This is a genomic window from Paenibacillus sp. LjRoot153, from assembly GCF_964253085.1.
Lineage (GTDB): Bacteria > Bacillota > Bacilli > Paenibacillales > NBRC-103111 > Paenibacillus_E.
Genome location: NZ_CAXUQH020000001.1, coordinates 633,040 through 650,577 on the forward strand (window position 1 = coordinate 633,040; position 17,538 = coordinate 650,577).

Sequence of the window (17,538 nt, forward strand, 5' to 3'; positions counted from 1 at the left end):
GCGCTAGTAGAGTAGAATTTCTATCTTCCCATTGTAATTTATAGTGAGTTTGAAAACGTCATCTGTAGTGGTTTTATTGGAATAGACTTCTGAATTTGCTTCAGATGACGTGTAAAAACTTCTAGCTCTTTGTAATTCCTGAGAATACTGGCTTTCAAACTTAAACCCATCTCCGCCAACTAATTGAATTGACACTCGCTAGGCAGATTTCTAATGCTCTGGTTTCAGCCTATATTTATTTAATCAAAAAAAATTGATTAAATTATTGCAATCTGATTTGCTTTGGTATATATTGTTATTAAATCAAAAATAATTGATTAACGAATCGGGTGAAAATAATGAAAACAATAATCCCAATCCATGAAGTAAAGATAAATCCTGCACCGAGCGACTCATTTTTTGAAACGTATGAAGCAAGGTTTAAAGCCTTGGCGGATCGCAAGAGACTGCAAATCATGTATGAGTTAACACAGCGGGGAAAAACGTGCGTTTGCGACCTATGCGAAATTATTGATATGGCTCAATCCAAGTTGTCTTATCACTTGAAGATCCTGTTAGATGCCGATCTAATTACGAAAGAAATCATCGGCACATGGAGCTACTACGAGATCAATAATTCTGCAGTGAATGGATTGCTTTCAGAAGAGCTATGCTGCATTTTTAGACCGAGTGGATCTTAAATTTTTTTAGAATTTATATCAATTTTTTTTGATGTATATATCAATATAATTTGATTAAGGAGTGGTTTTACATGTTATTTCACGATATTAATCCACAACTGATGTATGTAGAACAGCAAGGTAAACAAGTGATCATAGCGAAAGAGGCTCAAGGTCAGAGAGAAAAACAATTTAGTATTAGATTCATAAAGTTAGTAAGTTTATTTAGGATTAACAAAAAACAAAGCGTTTGCTGTGCATGTGCTTGCTCTTAAGAATGAGTAAGTTTGCGTCTTTCGTAAATAGCGAACGTCTTAAATCGATGATGAAGAAAACAAATATATGGAGGTATCTTTAATGAGTGAAAATACAGTACTATCTAAAGCGAAATTACCTGTTGCGATCATAGGTGCTGGGCCTGTTGGCCTTGCCGCAGCTGCACATTTAGTTACACGAGGAGAATCCTTTGTATTGTTCGATGCAGGGAAATCGGTGGGGGCTAGTGTCCTTCAATGGGCTCATGTACGTCTCTTTTCCCAATGGGAATACAATATAGATAAAGCAGCGCGGCAGTTACTTACTTCACATGGTTGGATAGCCCCAGATAATTCGAGTCTCCCTACTGGATTAGAAATGATTGAGCGCTATTTTAAGCCTTTCGCTGAGTTGCCTGAAATCAATCCTTTCATACACTTGAATGCTAAAGTGACCGCTGTGAGTAGAAAAGGCCTAAATAAGGTGAAAACACAAGGCCGCGATGACCTTCCATTTGTATTGCATGTTGAAAAAAATGGGGAACGATTCTTGGTTGAAGCCAAGGCTGTCATCGATGCTTCGGGTACCTGGACCAGTCCTAATCCAATCCTTTCTGAGGGGGTCTGGACATTTGAGGAGCAGTCAGTGAGCAAACAAGTGTTTTATGGTATACCTGAAGTTCTAGGTGAGCACAAAGAGCGGTATAGTGGAAAGAAAGTTCTTGTTGTTGGTAGTGGCCATTCTGCGATCAATACACTTTTGGAACTCGGAGAACTTAAAGGGCAAGTACAGGAGACTGAAATTGTCTGGGTACTAAGAAAATCTAGGCTAGAGGATGTTTACGGGGGACGGGAGAAAGATCAACTTGCTGCTAGAGGAGAACTCGGAACGCGTATTCAGAATTTAGTTGAGTCAGGTAAAGTTAAAGTGATAACGCCATTTCATATTCAAGAATTAAAAAAAGATGGGGAAAAAATTCAGGTTGTTGGTTCTTTAAACAGCGAATTGGCGCAAATTGATGCGATTGATGAGATCGTTGCGAATACAGGTTCACGTCCTGATTTTTCCTTCTTAAGAGAAGTTAGAGTGATTGCAGATCCAGGGCTGGAAAGCGTATTGGAGTTAGCGCCTCTAATCGATCCGAATGTTCATAGCTGCGGTACTGTTAGACCACACGGGGAGAATGAGCTAAGACAACCAGAGAAGGACTTTTATATTGTTGGATCGAAGAGCTACGGTAGAGCACCGACTTTCTTGATGGCAACAGGCTATGAACAAGTGAGATCCGTTGTTGCAGCTTTAGTAGGTGATCGTGAAGCAGCTGAGAGAGTTGAACTTGAACTGCCTGAAACCGGGGTATGTAGTATCCAAAGCAGCTCATGCTGTGAACCTGAAAAGAGTGAAGCAACGGTATTGAAAACTGATGAAGTAAGTTCTTGTTGTTCACCAAGTACCAAACCAGTGGTATCGACATCATCATGCTGCAGCTAGAAATAATCGGCGTTGTCTTAAGGGCAATGCCGCTTTTTATTTTGAAAGGAGAAGTTCGTTGATTATAGAGCAGACAAAAGAAAATAAAGATCTCAAACCTATTATTTTTTTGGCACTTATCACAGCGGTCTCACTATTTGGTGATTCGATGCTTTATGTTGTATTACCGATTCATTGGAACGATGTGGGACTTACATCCCTCATTGAAGTTGGAATTTTGCTCTCGGCAAATCGCTTTGTGAGATTACCGCTAGGTCCCTTGATAGGATGGTTGTACAAAAAAATCAGCATCAGAACTGGTGTATTTTTGGCCGTATTCATTGCAGGAATTACTACATTACTCTACGGATGGGTAGATGGTTTTTATAGTTGGCTTATTCTGCGTTGTATTTGGGGGGTGGCTTGGTCATTGTTTCGTTTGGGATCTTATTTCATGATCCTTGAACTATCAGATGACCAAAATAGAGGCCACTTCATGGGGACTTACAACGGACTTTATCGAATAGGCAGTTTAGTGGGCATGCTTGCTGGTAGTATCTGTGTGGAGTTGTTTGGATTACGGGCTGTTGCCACAACTTTTGGTGTTCTTGCATTCCTTGTTCTTCCTGCTGTTTACAGGTTTGTTCCCAAGGCGAAAAAAATTAAATCTGAAGAAGCTCCACTCCAAAAGAGATTGCTTATAAAACTTCCAGCATTGCAAGGGACTTTAATTTCTGTGTTTCTAATTGGCATGAGTCTTGACGGCATGCTCACTGCAACGTTAAGTCACCTGATTGATGTTCACCACAAGACTTCTTTTATGTTCTATGAAATAATTATTGGAGCTGCCACCCTGGCAGGCGTTCTCCAGGCCGTACGATGGACATTGGGCTCATTTATGTCTCCTTGGCTTGGACGGCTATCTGACCGCAAGTGGGGACGCAGACCGTTCTTTATCGGCTCACTTGCTTTGGCTGCGATATTTATGGCCGTGACAAATTTCGAGATTCCTTTTGCCCTTTGGTTACTAGACCTACTAGCACTGCTCATAGTTACAACTTTATTATCCACCATTATGGATGCAATGGTTTCGGATATCGCATTTGGATCTGCTCGAACATTTATAATGACCACGTATGTAGTCGTATCCGATGTGGGGGCTTCCATGGGACCGTTATTTGGTTATTTATCTGAGCATTTCATAGGATTAAGCATGACTTATTGGCTTTCTGCAATGCTTCTATTGCTGCTAAGTATCACCTGGTTTATGAAAGGTAATGTAGCAATGAGGTGGAATACCATCGTTAATCAATAGTTGCATTTATCAATTAATTTGTGTTATAAAATAGTTAGGTGATCTAATTGAATAATAATCCACAATTCCCAGATGTGAGAGAAGTCCTGCAGTTACTTGTTCGCAGATTCGGACTGCTTCAAAAAGATGGTGCACAATGCTGTGGTATTTCCGTAATACAAAGCCATATCATTTATGAGTTAATGAAACATCCTAATATTGCTCTAAATGATTTGGCTCAGAATCTTTTCACAGATACTAGTACAATCAGCAGACAAATTCAACAATTGGTTGAGTTGGACATGGTGCGAAGAACTCCTGATCCCAAAGATCGGCGTTATGTGGTACTCTCTTTAACCTCAAAAGGGGAAGAGCAGCATCTAGCCATTTCCAAAACTATGGAGAATTATGTTCATGGGATTTTACAACTCATACCGGAAAATAAGCGGGATCAGGTCGTTGAAAGCTTAGGCCTTTTGAGTCAGGCAATGAATCAAAATGGAAATTGTTGTTCCTCCTCGTAAATGAGGAGTTTATTTTTAAATATTAGTTGTAATTATCAACTATTTCAAATTACATTTAATGAGGTGTTGGCATGATCATTCGAAAAGCAAAAGTAAACGACATTAGTGCAATTCTTCATATTTACAACCAAGGGATTGAGGATAGAATCGCTACCTTAGAGGAAGAAACAAAGAACTTGCTTTATATGCAAAGTTGGTTTCAAACTCACGCAGGAAGATATGCAGTATTAATTGCAGAAGAAAATGATCAAGTTGTCGGCTGGGCTTCTATAAACCCATACAGCACACGTTGCGCTTATAACGGTGTTGGTGATTTATCCATCTATATTGAACGTATATACCGCGGTAAAGGAATCGGCAAAAGACTTTTATTTGAGCTTGAACGTGTAGGTAAAGAGAATGATTTTTATAAATTTGTACTGTTTACCTTTCCCTTTAACGAATTAGGCCAAGGGCTTTATCGGAAATCAGGATATCGTGAAGTTGGTGTTTTTCAGAACCAGGGAGTCCTAGATGGTAAGTTTATTGATGTTATGGCGATGGAGAAGTTGCTATAAGCTATGGAATTCAAAAAACAGTGAGGACGTGAGGGTTATGTATCAAACCATTGTTATTGGTGGGGGGCAGGCTGGACTAGCCATGGGATACTACCTTAAGAAATATGGTATTCCTTTTATTATTTTAGAGGCGAGTTCAGAATCAGTAGGATCATGGCCACAATACTATGATAGTTTGAAGTTGTTTTCACCCGCTAAGTATTCTTCTTTACCAGGTTATCCTTTCCCAGGTGGTGGGAATCGTTATCCTTCAAGGGATGAAGTGATTTCTTACCTTAGAGAATACGTAAGTAAATATAAATTTCCAGTGATGACAAACACTCGCGTTGATAAAGTAGAGAAAATTAATGGAAGTTTTCAGGTTACCACAACAAATGGGGAGGTTTTTGAAGCTAAAGCAGTGATATGTGCAACGGGCTCTTTTCATAGACCCTTTATTCCGGACATTCCAGGGCTAGCTGAGTTTCAAGGCAAGGTTATACATTCTTCTACGTATCGGAATACCACGTCATTTGAAGGTCAACGTGTTATTGTTGTCGGGAGTGGGAACTCAGCGGTTCAGATTGGTGTTGAGCTCGCAGAGGTTTCCTCTACAACGCTAGCGGTTCGAACGCCGGTTAAATTACTGCCTCAAGTTAAATTTGGGCGTGATCTGCATTTTTGGTTAAGTGTTACTGGGTTAGACAAATTCCCATTCCCTTTGTTAGGCCGCGCAGTTCCAGAGCCAACAACTGTTATTGATTCAGCAGGATTTAAAGAACTATTAGAGAGCGGAAAACCAAATCAAAAACCAATGTTTACATCGATGTACGAGAATGGTGTTATTTGGGGCGATGGGGAGAGAGAGAGCGTTGATAACATCATTTTTGCTACAGGGTTTCGGCCGAACTTATCTTTTTTGGAAGGATTGAATGCGTTGGATGATCGTGGATTTCCTAGACATAAGTTTGGAGTAAGTAATGATACGAATGGTTTATATTTCGTTGGACTTTCTGGGCAAAGATCATTTGCCTCTGCAACACTTCGTGGTGTTGGGACTGATGCCAGAATTGTAGTTAGAAAATTAATAAAAGCATAATGTGTAGGCATAGAAATATTAGATGAATGAACGCTTAGGTAGTAAGTATATCACTGCATGCATATTAGAGAACTGAGATACGCTACAGAGTTTGTCTTTTGGATCGAAAGCGCTCATGATGTGGAGTACAAAGTGTCTGTTTGTACTGGTGCCTTGCTTTTGGTTTTTAAAGCTCGTGTATGGGAACATATAAGAGCGGGTAGAAGGTTGGTTTAATATATATGTGGAGGTAAAGGTAGAACAGGCTCAGTGGCCATTGGAACGCTTCTGACGCTGGGTAAAGCGCAGGGTATTGAGAAGGCAGAAGGAATTTCGAAAAGCACTCGGCTAGTTGGAAGTATTAAAGCTCCTCAACTTGAGTAGCTTGAGAAGTTGTGTAGTAAGTAAATAAAGTCTTTAAATGAAAAAGTAGCTACCTTTTTCGGTAGCTACTTTTTTTTGATACGGGGGACACATTCTTTATTTGGCAATAGGATTAATGTAGGGTGTTAACCCTTTCCCTTTATTAATTGTTGAACTGTTTCTAAAGCGATTTTCACGGCATCTAGTGAACCTTTAGGAACTTCTTCATTGTTCTTAGAGGACAAGTCCTCTTTACCAAAAAAACTCTTGACTAATTCTCGTTTGATTTCTTGAATTTCTTTATCTGGAAACCCGGCCAAAAATGGACCGATAGCTGCAAGTTCTAATTCCATTTTTCTATTAGCATTTTCCGATTGTCCGTGTAAACTAGCCTGCCTTGCAGCATAAGCGACTAGGGTACCCACAGATAAGGCACCAAATACTTTTACTCCGAAAGTAGCTATGTTAAATTCTTTAGAATAGGATTCGTATGCTATAACAGCTGCAAAAGTGATTAAAAGCAACATGGACGAGACAGTTACACCTCTCCAAAATCTCTTTGCCTTTCGTTCTTCATTTGCAACATTCTTATATCCAATCGCCTGACCAGTCTCTGAAATTGCACCTAATAATTTTTCAACTTGTTTTTTGTAATCATAAATAGTACCCAGAGTTTCATTTGCTGCTTCTTCAAATTTTTTCTGAAGTGAAGAATTATACAACTCTAAAGATAATTTGTGACTCTCATTCTGCGATTCTAAAGTCGAAATTATTCCGGTATATGCTGTTGTCCTAGATGTCTTTTCTTTTTCAACCTCGTTATTCCATTCTTCGAGATCTTCTGTAAAAGTTTCACGTCTTTTATCTTCAGCTTGAGAGAACTGTTGTTGAAAAGTATTTATCTGTTGTTGGAATTGGCTTATTATATTGTCAATTCGTTGTTTTTCTGCGTTAATTTGGGAAGATAGTTCGGTGATGGTAACCCTCAATTTATTATTTTCTTCTGTTATCTTTCGAACATCTTCATCGGAATTCCTGTTGTGTTGTGCTACCGATCTTCGAAAACTACTTATTGACTCACGGAAGTTATCAATTTCTTCAACAGTTCGTGGATTAAAAAGACCTGGTGCTTGTAACAAGAAATTATCAAGGTGACTATTTGCATCAACTAGATATGAGACTTGACGGTTACCTATATAATTATTTAAGCAATTATTTGAATTTGTTAAATGGTTGTTTCCATTATTTAGAATATTAATGGAAATTAAAGCTTGATCAAAATTTCTTAAAGAATTTCTAATCTGCTCGTACACGTATCTAAGCCGTTCAACATGCTCTTTAGATGATTCGTCTAGGTTATCGAAGTGCAGGATTGTATCTGCATATTCAAGCCCTTTATCGATTAAGGAGAAAACTGAATGGCTCTCAACTCTTTCTATATATGTGGTTAACAATAAAACTGCCACCTTTCTTTTTGGCGAAACATCCCTAATTATATCATATTTATATTACAGTAAAATATATTTGCTTTTCACGGATGATGTATAAGTTCGACGATCTATCAAATAAAAATTGCTTATTAAACATAAGATTTTTGATAATATCGGTGTGAATTTGTTATCTAAAATAGGGGATGCGTGAAAGAGAATATTTTTATAAATTTGTGCTTTCCACTTTTCCATTTAACAATTCAGGCCAATGGCTATATCTTAGGTCCGGATATAGCGAAGTAGGCTTTTTTCAGAACCAAGGAGTCCTAGATGGTAAGTCTGTAGATGTTATGGCGTGATAGAGAAGTTGCAATAGGCTATGTGGTGTAAAGCTAGCAGAGTTTACTCTATTTTATAATGACGTATGTGTTGCAACTAATGTAAAATATTCGGAGAAGTATGGCGTTTGGGCGATGAAAAAGCTGTATGGCCGTGAGTATATGGGCATTATCCGTTCAACTTTCCTAATTAATGAAAAAGGCTATATCGTGAGGGAATGGAGCAAAGTAAAGATTAAGAATCATGTGCAGTCTGTGCTGGAGATGGCTTAGTGTCATTAACAGAAAAAAACGATTCTTCTCATTGTTGAGGGGAATCGTTTTTTTTTTACAGCAGATATTTTCTGTATTCAAAGATTAAAATCTATGTGAGCTAGATAACAGTATTAATCTACTGAACTAATAAATTAAGAATAGGTGTCATCCATTACTTATTAACCTTATTTGCAAGGTAAAGGAATCTCGTGATGATTTTACTGAGAACGGAAAATACTGGGGTCTGTTAAAGAAAAATGAAGCCTAGTCTAGAATAAATATTTTTCTCTTCTCCGTTTAAAAGCTTCTTCCGAACCCTCCATAATATGAAGTACTGTATCTCTTACAATTGGTGTTTCAAGTCCACACTAGGTACTGACACTATGACCACGTAAATATAAATAAATGGTTGAAACAATCGCTGATGAATCAATACGCTGGTTGCAGTATCTGTTGGCCAATAATTTTAATTAGAAGAGGAAGAAGATAAAATGAAGATTCTCAAAACAATATTTATTATATTTTAGCCTATGCGTTTACATCGCCGAAGTCGATACGAAAGTATACATTAAAGCCACAAAATAACTACAGTATAGTACGAGCGCCTAAAGATTGGATGTTTCAAGCTTCTAACGATGGCACGAACTGGGTCACCCTCAGCCAAGAAAGTAATGTGACAAGTTGGCAGGTGGGAGTAACGAAAAGTTTCGTGTTTAATAATGAAGTAACGTACACCAAGTATCGCATTCTCGTATTGGCCAACAACGGATCCCCAGATTTCATAACTATTGGGGAAATGGAGTTGCTGAGCCAATAATTTAGAGTAATTTAAGTTATGTACCCAGAAAAAACTACAAGTTGGTCATACTTGTAGTTTTTTTCATTTCATCATCACTAGAGGACAAGATCACGTGTGCACCGTATATTTTCACACTATATCGGTTTCGAAGTAAGCTTCGAAAGATTACTTATAAATACATCCCATTGAAGTGTTGATTGCCCAAATTTTTGTTAACTCACACCGGCAGCAGACAATAACTAAATTTATCTCTTACGCTTATATTCGTTAACAAATTACCAAGCGATTGGGAAATATAGTTCTCGACTGATTATAATGAATCTCAATGATTAAACAAAGACTATTTTATTTTTTTTATTACGGTAGCTGTATTATCAGGACTATTTAGTATTAAATCTCTTGTTCCAGTATTAAAAAAAACTCTGTAATGTTCTCCACCACAACCTTCTATTTCATAAAAATAGCCATTTGTATACCCGGAAATCCATGAACCAGCATGATATTCGTAAATTTCTTCAATCGTATAAGTACATTTATATTTATTGAAATGTTCTTCTACAGCATTTTTTCCCTTATTTTTGTCTAGTTTATAAGTAAAATATCCGTACATTTTATAAGAGACAGGTAATAAAACAACTAGTAGCAAAATAATAAAAGTCTTTGTTGTCTTCCTCATCAGTCACCTCTTTAATTAGTTAAATAATAGAATAAGTATTTTAAGAATATATCTTCTAGCATCCGATGACAAATATGATTTTAAAAAGATTAAATTTACATAAAGTGGAACAATTATATCCTCTATTTTAATATAATGGACATATTTCGACCATATATTACAAGAGGATGTGATTATTTGTTTCATCTTAGAAGATTTACTAGCAGAATCTCAATCGCTTTATCTATTTTGGTTGGTGCTACTACGGTTCTCCCAACCGCAAGTACGGTAAGTGCAAAAAATCTTGATGTTCTTTCCTCGCAATTTACTTCATTAACCAATTCTTCAAGTAGCACTTCGCAAGTATCAACACTTACTGCACCGTTTAACGACGAGCAGCGAGTCATTATCTCTTTTAAAGAGGATATGGATCCTACCCTCGTCACAAAAGCGAAAGGTAAACTGAAAAAGGAATTTAAGCGTGTTTCCGCTTTGTCAGCGACATTACCAGCGAATGAAATCGAAGAGCTCAAGAAAAATCCCAAAATAAAAAGGGTAGAGCCCGATACCAAAGTACAAGTTGCCAGCCAAACCATCGATAGGGGTACCCAGCAAATCCAAGCTCCTCTAAGTTGGAGCCGCGGATACACAGGACAAGATATCAAAGTGGCCGTTATCGATTCGGGGATCTCCTTACATCATGAAGACCTCGTCGTTACAGGGGGAGCCTCTTTTGTGGACTATACCTCATCTTATGAGGATGATTTTGGCCATGGCACCCATGTAGCCGGTATCATCGGGGCTAAACATAATGATCTCGGCGTAGTAGGTGTTGCTCCAGATGCAAACCTGTATGCGGTTAAGGCTCTTGATTCCACCGGATCAGGGTATTTATCGGATATTATTTCAGGTATCGAATGGTCTATTGAAAACCATATGGATATCGTGAATATGAGCATTTCAATGCCAACGGATTCAGAGATTTTTCGAAATGTTTTAGATGGAGCTTATCAGAATGGAGTCCTGCTCGTAGCAGCTGCAGGAAACACAGGACTAAACGGTCTACATGGAGCAGTACAATATCCTGCTCAATATGCTTCGGTTATCGCTGTTGGTGCTGTAGATGCTTTAAACCAATATGCCGCATTTTCGGCAATGGGAAGCAAAATTGAAGTCGTAGCGCCAGGCGTCAATATCAATAGTACAACGTTGAACAATAACTATACGCTTATGAGTGGAACTTCGATGGCCAGCCCGTTTGTTGCAGGGAAATTGGCATTGTTGAAACAGGCTAATCCAAGTCTGGCTAACAACCAAATCAGGGAACTCTTAGATGCAAATGTCATGGATCTCGGAACCCCAGGAAGAGACGATCGCTACGGATACGGCCTTATTCAAGACACCAAAAGTGTAGGGGCCACGGTGCCAGTCGAAAATCCTGGTGTAACCGATAACGTGTATCAACCTCAAGATACTCTAAAAATGGATGACCCTAATGCCGATCCCGATGGTGATGGTCTAACTAATGGTGAAGAGAAGCTATATGGAACCTCCAACCAAGAGATCGACTCGGATCATGATGGCATATCGGATTATGAAGAGGTGAAAATTCATAACACGAATCCTACTGATGTCGATACGGACAAAGATCATTTATTTGATGGAATTGAAATCAATGAATTACATACGAATCCAATTGCGTCTGATGAAAATAAGAATGGTGTCCCGGACGGTGACGAAGACCGCACTTTTCCCATTAAAGAGAATGAATTTGGCATCACAGGATATGTAACTGGAAAAGGAGCCGTAAATCGCAAATATGGTATTTTTAAAAACCCATTTATTATATTAGATTACATGTTAGCTGTTACTAAGGTATATATTCAAAGCTCGGATGATTCCCTTACATTTCATTTAAATATCCCAATCTCTATTGATGCCAAGAGCAAAATTAAGGATCCTGAGTTATATAAGTTTAATTCCGAGCAGGGGAGTCTACTGCCTGTCGATAAAAATATTAGTAAAAAGGCGAAAAGCATCGAGGTCGATCTAGTAGGAGAAGCAATGCTTGTTGTGGCTTCCAAAAGTGAATTCGACAAAACCGAAAAGTCGAAAGTTCAAAAAAGCTTAAAGAAGCAGAACTTAAAAACTGCAAAACCTGAAGGTAAATTGTATGTGACTAATATTCCTGGGCTTACGCTAGATGCGAAGGAATTAATGAAAAGCCGTTCCCGTAAAGATAAACAAACGGGTGAGACAGTGATAGACACCAATAAGCTAGTCTTTGAACGTCAAGAATATGATCCGACTAGTAAAAAAGTAGTTACAAAAAAAGCTTATTATAAAGTAGACGAGTTATATTCCGATGGATCTACGAACTTTGCAACGCTTCAAGCAACTTCGATGGGTACCGGTGTTAGTCCTACCATCATGATTCATGGTTATAATGATAGTATTGATGCATGGGGATTTGAACAGGTTTGGGACAACATACCACCATGGACAGCAAACGGGAATACAGCAAATTACATTTATACAAAATGGCTGCCAACAGCGTTAAGAAGTATATCATCAGTTAATTCATTTACTTCAGAATCATATTCCAATGGAGAGGAATCTAGTTTTAATGATCCTAATGTGCAGTATTTACATCAAGTAATTGATTATGCCCAACTGGGTCCTCAGTTAATTGATATGGGAGTTGGCTATAAGCCGAATGAGACTTTATTTGGTTTTACCTATAGGAGTAAGTACCCCCATCTTGTAGCAGATGCTGCTACAAATCTAAATAAATATATTGAATTTTTGAAGGGATATACAAATCCAAAAACAGGACAAAGGTACATTAAAGAAGATGATGAAATTAATCTTCTTACACATAGTACAGGAGGACTCGTTGCGCGTTATTTTGTTGAAAACATACATAACGATGGGCTGATTGATCGAGTTGTGGCTATAGCTCCGCCCAATTATGGATCTGAATTAGCAAACGGCGATTGGTTCCCAGACGGAACCTCGGCCGCACGTGATTTAGATCGAAAAGAGAGCTGTTTATGGAAACCAACAAACTATGAATGTCTCTTTTTAGGAAATAATGCAACTGTGAATATAAATAACGGTACAGCGGGACAAATTCATGTTGGAAAAACAAAGTACTATTTTATTGGTGGTTTTAATCCCATCGATATAACAGGTTTAAGAAAGATTAACTTTAATTCTTCTAAGCTCGAAAGTGAGTACTGGGTCTATCCATCAGAAACAGAGCTCATTAGTGAAGGCTATAATAATTATCATGATTATACAATTAGGTTTTTAGAGTCTGGTAATGGGAATAAATTTACTCCAGTTAAGGGAGTATCGTATTTTTACGGGTTTAATCGCTCAAGTTTTTATTCATCTGACATTGCGGATGGCGTTGTTGATGTTGACTCGGCAATGGGCTCGGATCAAGACCCTGATTACCGTGGTAACTATCCATTTATTTCAGCAGCCGGCAGATACATGTTTTTTGACGATGGAAAATTATATTCAGGTGATTGTGGATTATACAACCCTAATTGTAGTTATTCCTCACACTCTTTAATGCGCAAACATCCGGCAATGTTATATCTCGTCTCTAATTTACTTAATGGATTCCCAGATGAAACCAAGTACGATGACGAACGATACAATCGCTTACGTTCAGAATTTGCAGCACAACAAGTGTCTGGTAGTTCAGTCATAGAAAATGTCTATTCAGTAGAAGAGAATGATAAAGCACACTCCGTTACGGATAATGTATACACGTCGACTACGGTAGCGGACAATGTTTATCGGGTCAGTGCCGCAGCTGTTGGCTCCCTGTCTAGTCCAATAATTGTAAACAGCCAAACACCACAAGTGTATTGGGTTCAATCTGATGCTTATCAAAGTAGTACAAGTTCTAATAATTTCACTGCGTATGAGTTAAATGTATTCGATTCGGTGGGTAATGAAGTTTGGTATTCCAGTCCAGTGACTCAAAATACAAGTTCTCGAGTAGGCACTGGAAGAATAACACAAACCCTACAAAACGGCAGCCTATATCAAGTCTCGGTAAGTATACGAGATAAGCAAGGGGTGTGGTCGAAGGTTTCGAATCCAATTTGGATAAAAGTCGATACAGCGGCTTCTCCAACGCCTTGGCCCATTCCATCCCTGGCGCCGCAGGTGTCACTGGCAAGTCCTTCTGGTTCGCAGTCCTCACCAACGAGTGTTAACAGTCAAAAGCCAACAATAGCGTGGACTAGCAACAAGAATTTTTCGCAATTCATTGTGCAAATTTACGATGAATATAACAATTTGGCTTATGATTCAGGGCTGCAGATGTTGAGTTCTCCGGCAAATAGTAAGAACTGGACTGTTGAATCTAGTAATAGGTTTTCTTTTAATTCAGCATATCGCGTGCTGATTCGCATTTATGATGGTACAGAATGGAACATCGAAGACAATTCCAAATGGTTCAAAATTACACCGCCGCCAAAAGTTACGCTAAGACCCAACGTTATTTATCCCTATGGAAGAACAGCTAGTGAAGCTACTCAGTTAACTAACCAACCTGATTGGATGTACTGGGAAGTAGATGCTCCAATAGGTGATGTAATAAGTGCGGGAGTCTACATTATCCAGGATGAACAGTACAATACCGTTTATGTCCCAGAAGAATGGACTACATTTACGGCTGTGAATTCATCTGTTGAACACTGGTCGTGGGCGGATCATTGGGCAGGTTCATTCAGGCTACCTCAAGGAGTCATGTTACCAGTAAATAAGAAATTAGAGATTATGGCCGTGGTAACAGACTGGTATAACGATGGTGCATGTGATCACGGTACTTGTTCCAAATGGTTTGAAATAAAGGATCAGGTGCCACAGGTTACATTAACAAATATTACAGGAAGTGCAACAGCGCCGACTGTGGTTGCGACTACAAAACCAACTATTACTTGGACTCAATCTGATGGAGATGGGCTATCTCAGTTAAAGACATTTCAAGTTCAAGTGATAAACGCTGATGGAACGTATAGAATCATTGATTCTGGTGAGATTCTGCAAACTAATCCTACGAGTACAATGAGTTGGATACTACAGAGTGAATTGCCTAATAATCAAAATTTGAAAGTGCGTGTTAGGGTTTCTGACGGAATAACTTGGTCTAATTGGGCTGAGGGCTGGTTAACTGTAAGGTTGCTTTTAAATTCGAGCTTTGAAAATGGAACAAGTGATTGGTCAATAAATAATGCAAATGGTGGAAGCGCGCTAATTGATACAACAATAAAAAACATCGGAAATCAATCGTTAAAAGTCACAGTAGCTCCTTCTGGTGATCAATATCAGTATCAGACAATTGATTTCGGAACAGAAATAAGTGGAAGACAATTTACTGTTTCTGCGTATTTAAAGACAGCAGGTATAGTAGGAAATGGTGTTAGGGCTCTAATTTATTGGCAGGATATAAATGGACAATGGATATGGAGTAATAATAGCTCATCCATTTTAGTAACAGGAACGACTGATTGGAAGAGGTTAGAGGCAACTGGAATAGCCCCGTATGGTGCGAGTAAAGTAACGGTAATTATTGTTCCTAAAGTAAATGGACAAGGTGTTTACTGGGTAGATGATGTAGCGATTAAAGAAGCACCATCTAGAGCTGTAATATTACCTAATCCCAGCTTTGAAAATGGCTTGACAGATGTAGGCTATTATGTTGGAGCAGGATCAATATCTGCCGATACAACAAACTTTAATACTGGGAAACAATCTATGAAAGTAACCCTATCTACAAATGAGACATGGCAGTTTGAGACTAAACAGCTTGGCAGCGACATAGCTGGGCGGAAATTTACGGTCTCTGCGTACATCAAGACTGCTAATGTTCCAAATGGGGTGCAACTTCGAATTTACTGGGTAGATAGTACGGGGAACTTTATATGGAGTAACATTACAGGTTCAACATACCTCGCTGGAAACAATGAGTGGACAAAACTAAGCGCAACATCAGTGGCGCCGTATGGAGCGACAGGTGTTGCCCCAATGATTGTGGGGTTTTCAGGGAGCGGAGCCTACTGGATCGATAGTCTAGAAGCAATCGAGGAAAGTTCAACTTCTGTTTCATTGCCTAATCCCAGCTTTGAAAATGGCTTAACAGATGTAGGCTATTATGTAGGAGCAGGATCAATATCTGCCGATACAACAAACTTTAATACTGGGAAACAATCTTTGAAAGTAACCCTATCTACAAATGAGACATGGCAGTTTGAGACTAAACAGCTTGGCAGCGACATAGCTGGGCGGAAATTTACGGTCTCTGCGTACATCAAGACTGCTAATGTTCCAAATGGGGTGCAACTTCGAATTTACTGGGTAGATAGTACGGGGAACTTTATATGGAGTAACATTACAGGTTCAACATACCTCGCTGGAAACAATGAGTGGACAAAACTAAGCGCAACATCAGTGGCGCCGTATGGAGCGACAGGTGTTGCCCCAATGATTGTGGGGTTTTCGGGAAGCGGATCCTACTGGATCGATAGTCTAGAAGCAATCGAGGAAAGCTCAAATTCTCTTCCATTCCCTAATGCCAGCTTTGAAAATGGCTTAACAGATGTAGGCTATTATGTTGGGGCAGGATCAATATCTGCCGATACAACAAACTTTAATACTGGGAAACAATCTATGAAAGTAACCCTATCTACAAATGAGACATGGCAGTTTGAGACTAAACAGCTTGGCAGCGACATAGCTGGGCGGAAATTTACGGTCTCTGCGTACATCAAGACTGCTAATGTTCCAAATGGGGTGCAACTTCGAATTTACTGGGTAGATAGTACGGGGAACTTTATATGGAGTAACATTACAGGTTCAACATACCTCGCTGGAAACAATGAGTGGACAAAACTAAGCGCAACATCAGTGGCGCCGTATGGAGCGACAGGTGTTGCCCCAATGATTGTGGGGTTTTCAGGGAGCGGAGCCTACTGGATCGATAGTCTAGAAGCAATCGAGGAAAGTTCAACTTCTGTTTCATTGCCTAATCCCAGCTTTGAAAATGGCTTAACAGATGTAGGCTATTATGTAGGAGCAGGATCAATATCTGCCGATACAACAAACTTTAATACTGGGAAACAATCTTTGAAAGTAACCCTATCTACAAATGAGACATGGCAGTTTGAGACTAAACAGCTTGGCAGCGACATAGCTGGGCGGAAATTTACGGTCTCTGCGTACATCAAGACTGCTAATGTTCCAAATGGGGTGCAACTTCGAATTTACTGGGTAGATAGTACGGGGAACTTTATATGGAGTAACATTACAGGTTCAACATACCTCGCTGGAAACAATGAGTGGACAAAACTAAGCGCAACATCAGTGGCGCCGTATGGAACGACAGGTGTTGCCCCAATGATTGTGGGGTTTTCAGGGAGCGGAGCCTACTGGATTGATAGTTTAGAAATACTCGAGGAATAGACAAATCATTAAACAAAAAATAAGTGAATTTGTCTACAGAAAATTCGCAAGTGTCTTTAGACATTATTTATCACTTATATTCCAGATTGCAATAAACTAAAATTCCCGAATCGGATGTGCGTCCGGTTCGGGTTATTTTTAACTGGAAATATAGTTTGAGACTGAATAGAAAAATGAATATCAACTCAATGATTAAATATAAACTCTATTTTATTTTTTTTATTACTGTAGCTGAATTGTTTGGACCGTTTAGTATTAAATCCCTTGTTCCAGTATTAAAAAAAACTCTAAACTCTTTTCCGTCACACCCCTTTACTTTATAAAAGATACCATTTGTATAGCCGCCAGCAATCCATGAACCAGCTCGATATTTCTTAATTTCTTCAACAAACAAGAA

General features: G+C 38.9%; 13 protein-coding genes. 10 read left to right on the forward strand and 3 right to left on the reverse strand.

Annotated features, from left to right (window positions below; genetic code table 11):
- Positions 1-338 precede the first annotated feature (338 nt).
- The 7 genes from ACSQ8P_RS02970 (at position 339) to ACSQ8P_RS03000 (ending at position 5,837) form a co-directional block, all read left to right on the forward strand.
- Positions 339-680: an ArsR/SmtB family transcription factor gene (locus tag ACSQ8P_RS02970; protein ID WP_436233837.1), complete on the forward strand. Its 342-nt coding sequence runs from the start codon at positions 339-341 to the stop codon at positions 678-680.
- Between the two features lie 71 nt (positions 681-751).
- Positions 752-934 (forward strand): hypothetical protein, encoded by a 183-nt coding sequence (locus ACSQ8P_RS02975; protein ID WP_436233838.1) that lies wholly within the window; start codon positions 752-754, stop codon positions 932-934.
- 82 nt (positions 935-1,016) lie between these two features.
- Complete coding sequence (locus ACSQ8P_RS02980; RefSeq protein ID WP_436233839.1) at positions 1,017-2,405, forward strand: NAD(P)-binding domain-containing protein; 1,389 nt, start codon at positions 1,017-1,019, stop codon at positions 2,403-2,405.
- A gap of 58 nt (positions 2,406-2,463) precedes the next feature.
- Positions 2,464-3,699: an MFS transporter gene (locus ACSQ8P_RS02985; protein WP_436233840.1), complete on the forward strand. Its 1,236-nt coding sequence runs from the start codon at positions 2,464-2,466 to the stop codon at positions 3,697-3,699.
- Positions 3,700-3,746: 47 nt separating this feature from the next.
- On the forward strand, positions 3,747-4,202 hold the full coding sequence (locus tag ACSQ8P_RS02990) for a MarR family winged helix-turn-helix transcriptional regulator (protein ID WP_436233841.1): 456 nt from the start codon (positions 3,747-3,749) through the stop codon (positions 4,200-4,202).
- Positions 4,203-4,273: 71 nt separating this feature from the next.
- On the forward strand, positions 4,274-4,759 hold the full coding sequence (locus ACSQ8P_RS02995; RefSeq protein WP_436233842.1) for an arsinothricin resistance N-acetyltransferase ArsN1 family A: 486 nt from the start codon (positions 4,274-4,276) through the stop codon (positions 4,757-4,759).
- Positions 4,760-4,796: 37 nt separating this feature from the next.
- A complete protein-coding gene (locus ACSQ8P_RS03000; protein ID WP_436233843.1) occupies positions 4,797-5,837 on the forward strand; it encodes a flavin-containing monooxygenase in 1,041 nt (346 codons plus the stop codon).
- Positions 5,838-6,325: 488 nt separating this feature from the next.
- Here the strand turns inward: ACSQ8P_RS03000 and ACSQ8P_RS03005 are convergent, their stop codons facing one another.
- Complete coding sequence (locus ACSQ8P_RS03005; RefSeq protein WP_436233844.1) at positions 6,326-7,645, reverse strand: hypothetical protein; 1,320 nt, start codon at positions 7,643-7,645, stop codon at positions 6,326-6,328.
- Between the two features lie 437 nt (positions 7,646-8,082).
- Here ACSQ8P_RS03005 and ACSQ8P_RS03010 point away from each other — a divergent pair, with 437 nt between their 5' ends.
- Positions 8,083-8,220 (forward strand): hypothetical protein, encoded by a 138-nt coding sequence (locus tag ACSQ8P_RS03010; RefSeq protein ID WP_436233845.1) that lies wholly within the window; start codon positions 8,083-8,085, stop codon positions 8,218-8,220.
- 598 nt (positions 8,221-8,818) lie between these two features.
- On the forward strand, positions 8,819-9,019 hold the full coding sequence (locus ACSQ8P_RS03015) for a hypothetical protein (RefSeq protein ID WP_436233846.1): 201 nt from the start codon (positions 8,819-8,821) through the stop codon (positions 9,017-9,019).
- 322 nt (positions 9,020-9,341) lie between these two features.
- Here the strand turns inward: ACSQ8P_RS03015 and ACSQ8P_RS03020 are convergent, their stop codons facing one another.
- Entirely contained in the window at positions 9,342-9,677 is a 336-nt protein-coding gene (locus ACSQ8P_RS03020; RefSeq protein ID WP_436233847.1) for a hypothetical protein, read from the reverse strand.
- Between the two features lie 177 nt (positions 9,678-9,854).
- Between ACSQ8P_RS03020 and ACSQ8P_RS03025 the strand changes: the two genes are divergently transcribed.
- Positions 9,855-17,141, forward strand: coding sequence for a S8 family serine peptidase (locus ACSQ8P_RS03025; protein WP_436233848.1), 7,287 nt, complete (start codon positions 9,855-9,857; stop codon positions 17,139-17,141).
- A gap of 205 nt (positions 17,142-17,346) precedes the next feature.
- On the opposite strand, the gene ACSQ8P_RS03030 is transcribed toward ACSQ8P_RS03025, so the two are convergent.
- Positions 17,347-17,535, reverse strand: coding sequence for a hypothetical protein (locus ACSQ8P_RS03030; RefSeq protein WP_436233849.1), 189 nt, complete (start codon positions 17,533-17,535; stop codon positions 17,347-17,349).
- Between the last annotated feature and the right edge of the window lie 3 nt (positions 17,536-17,538).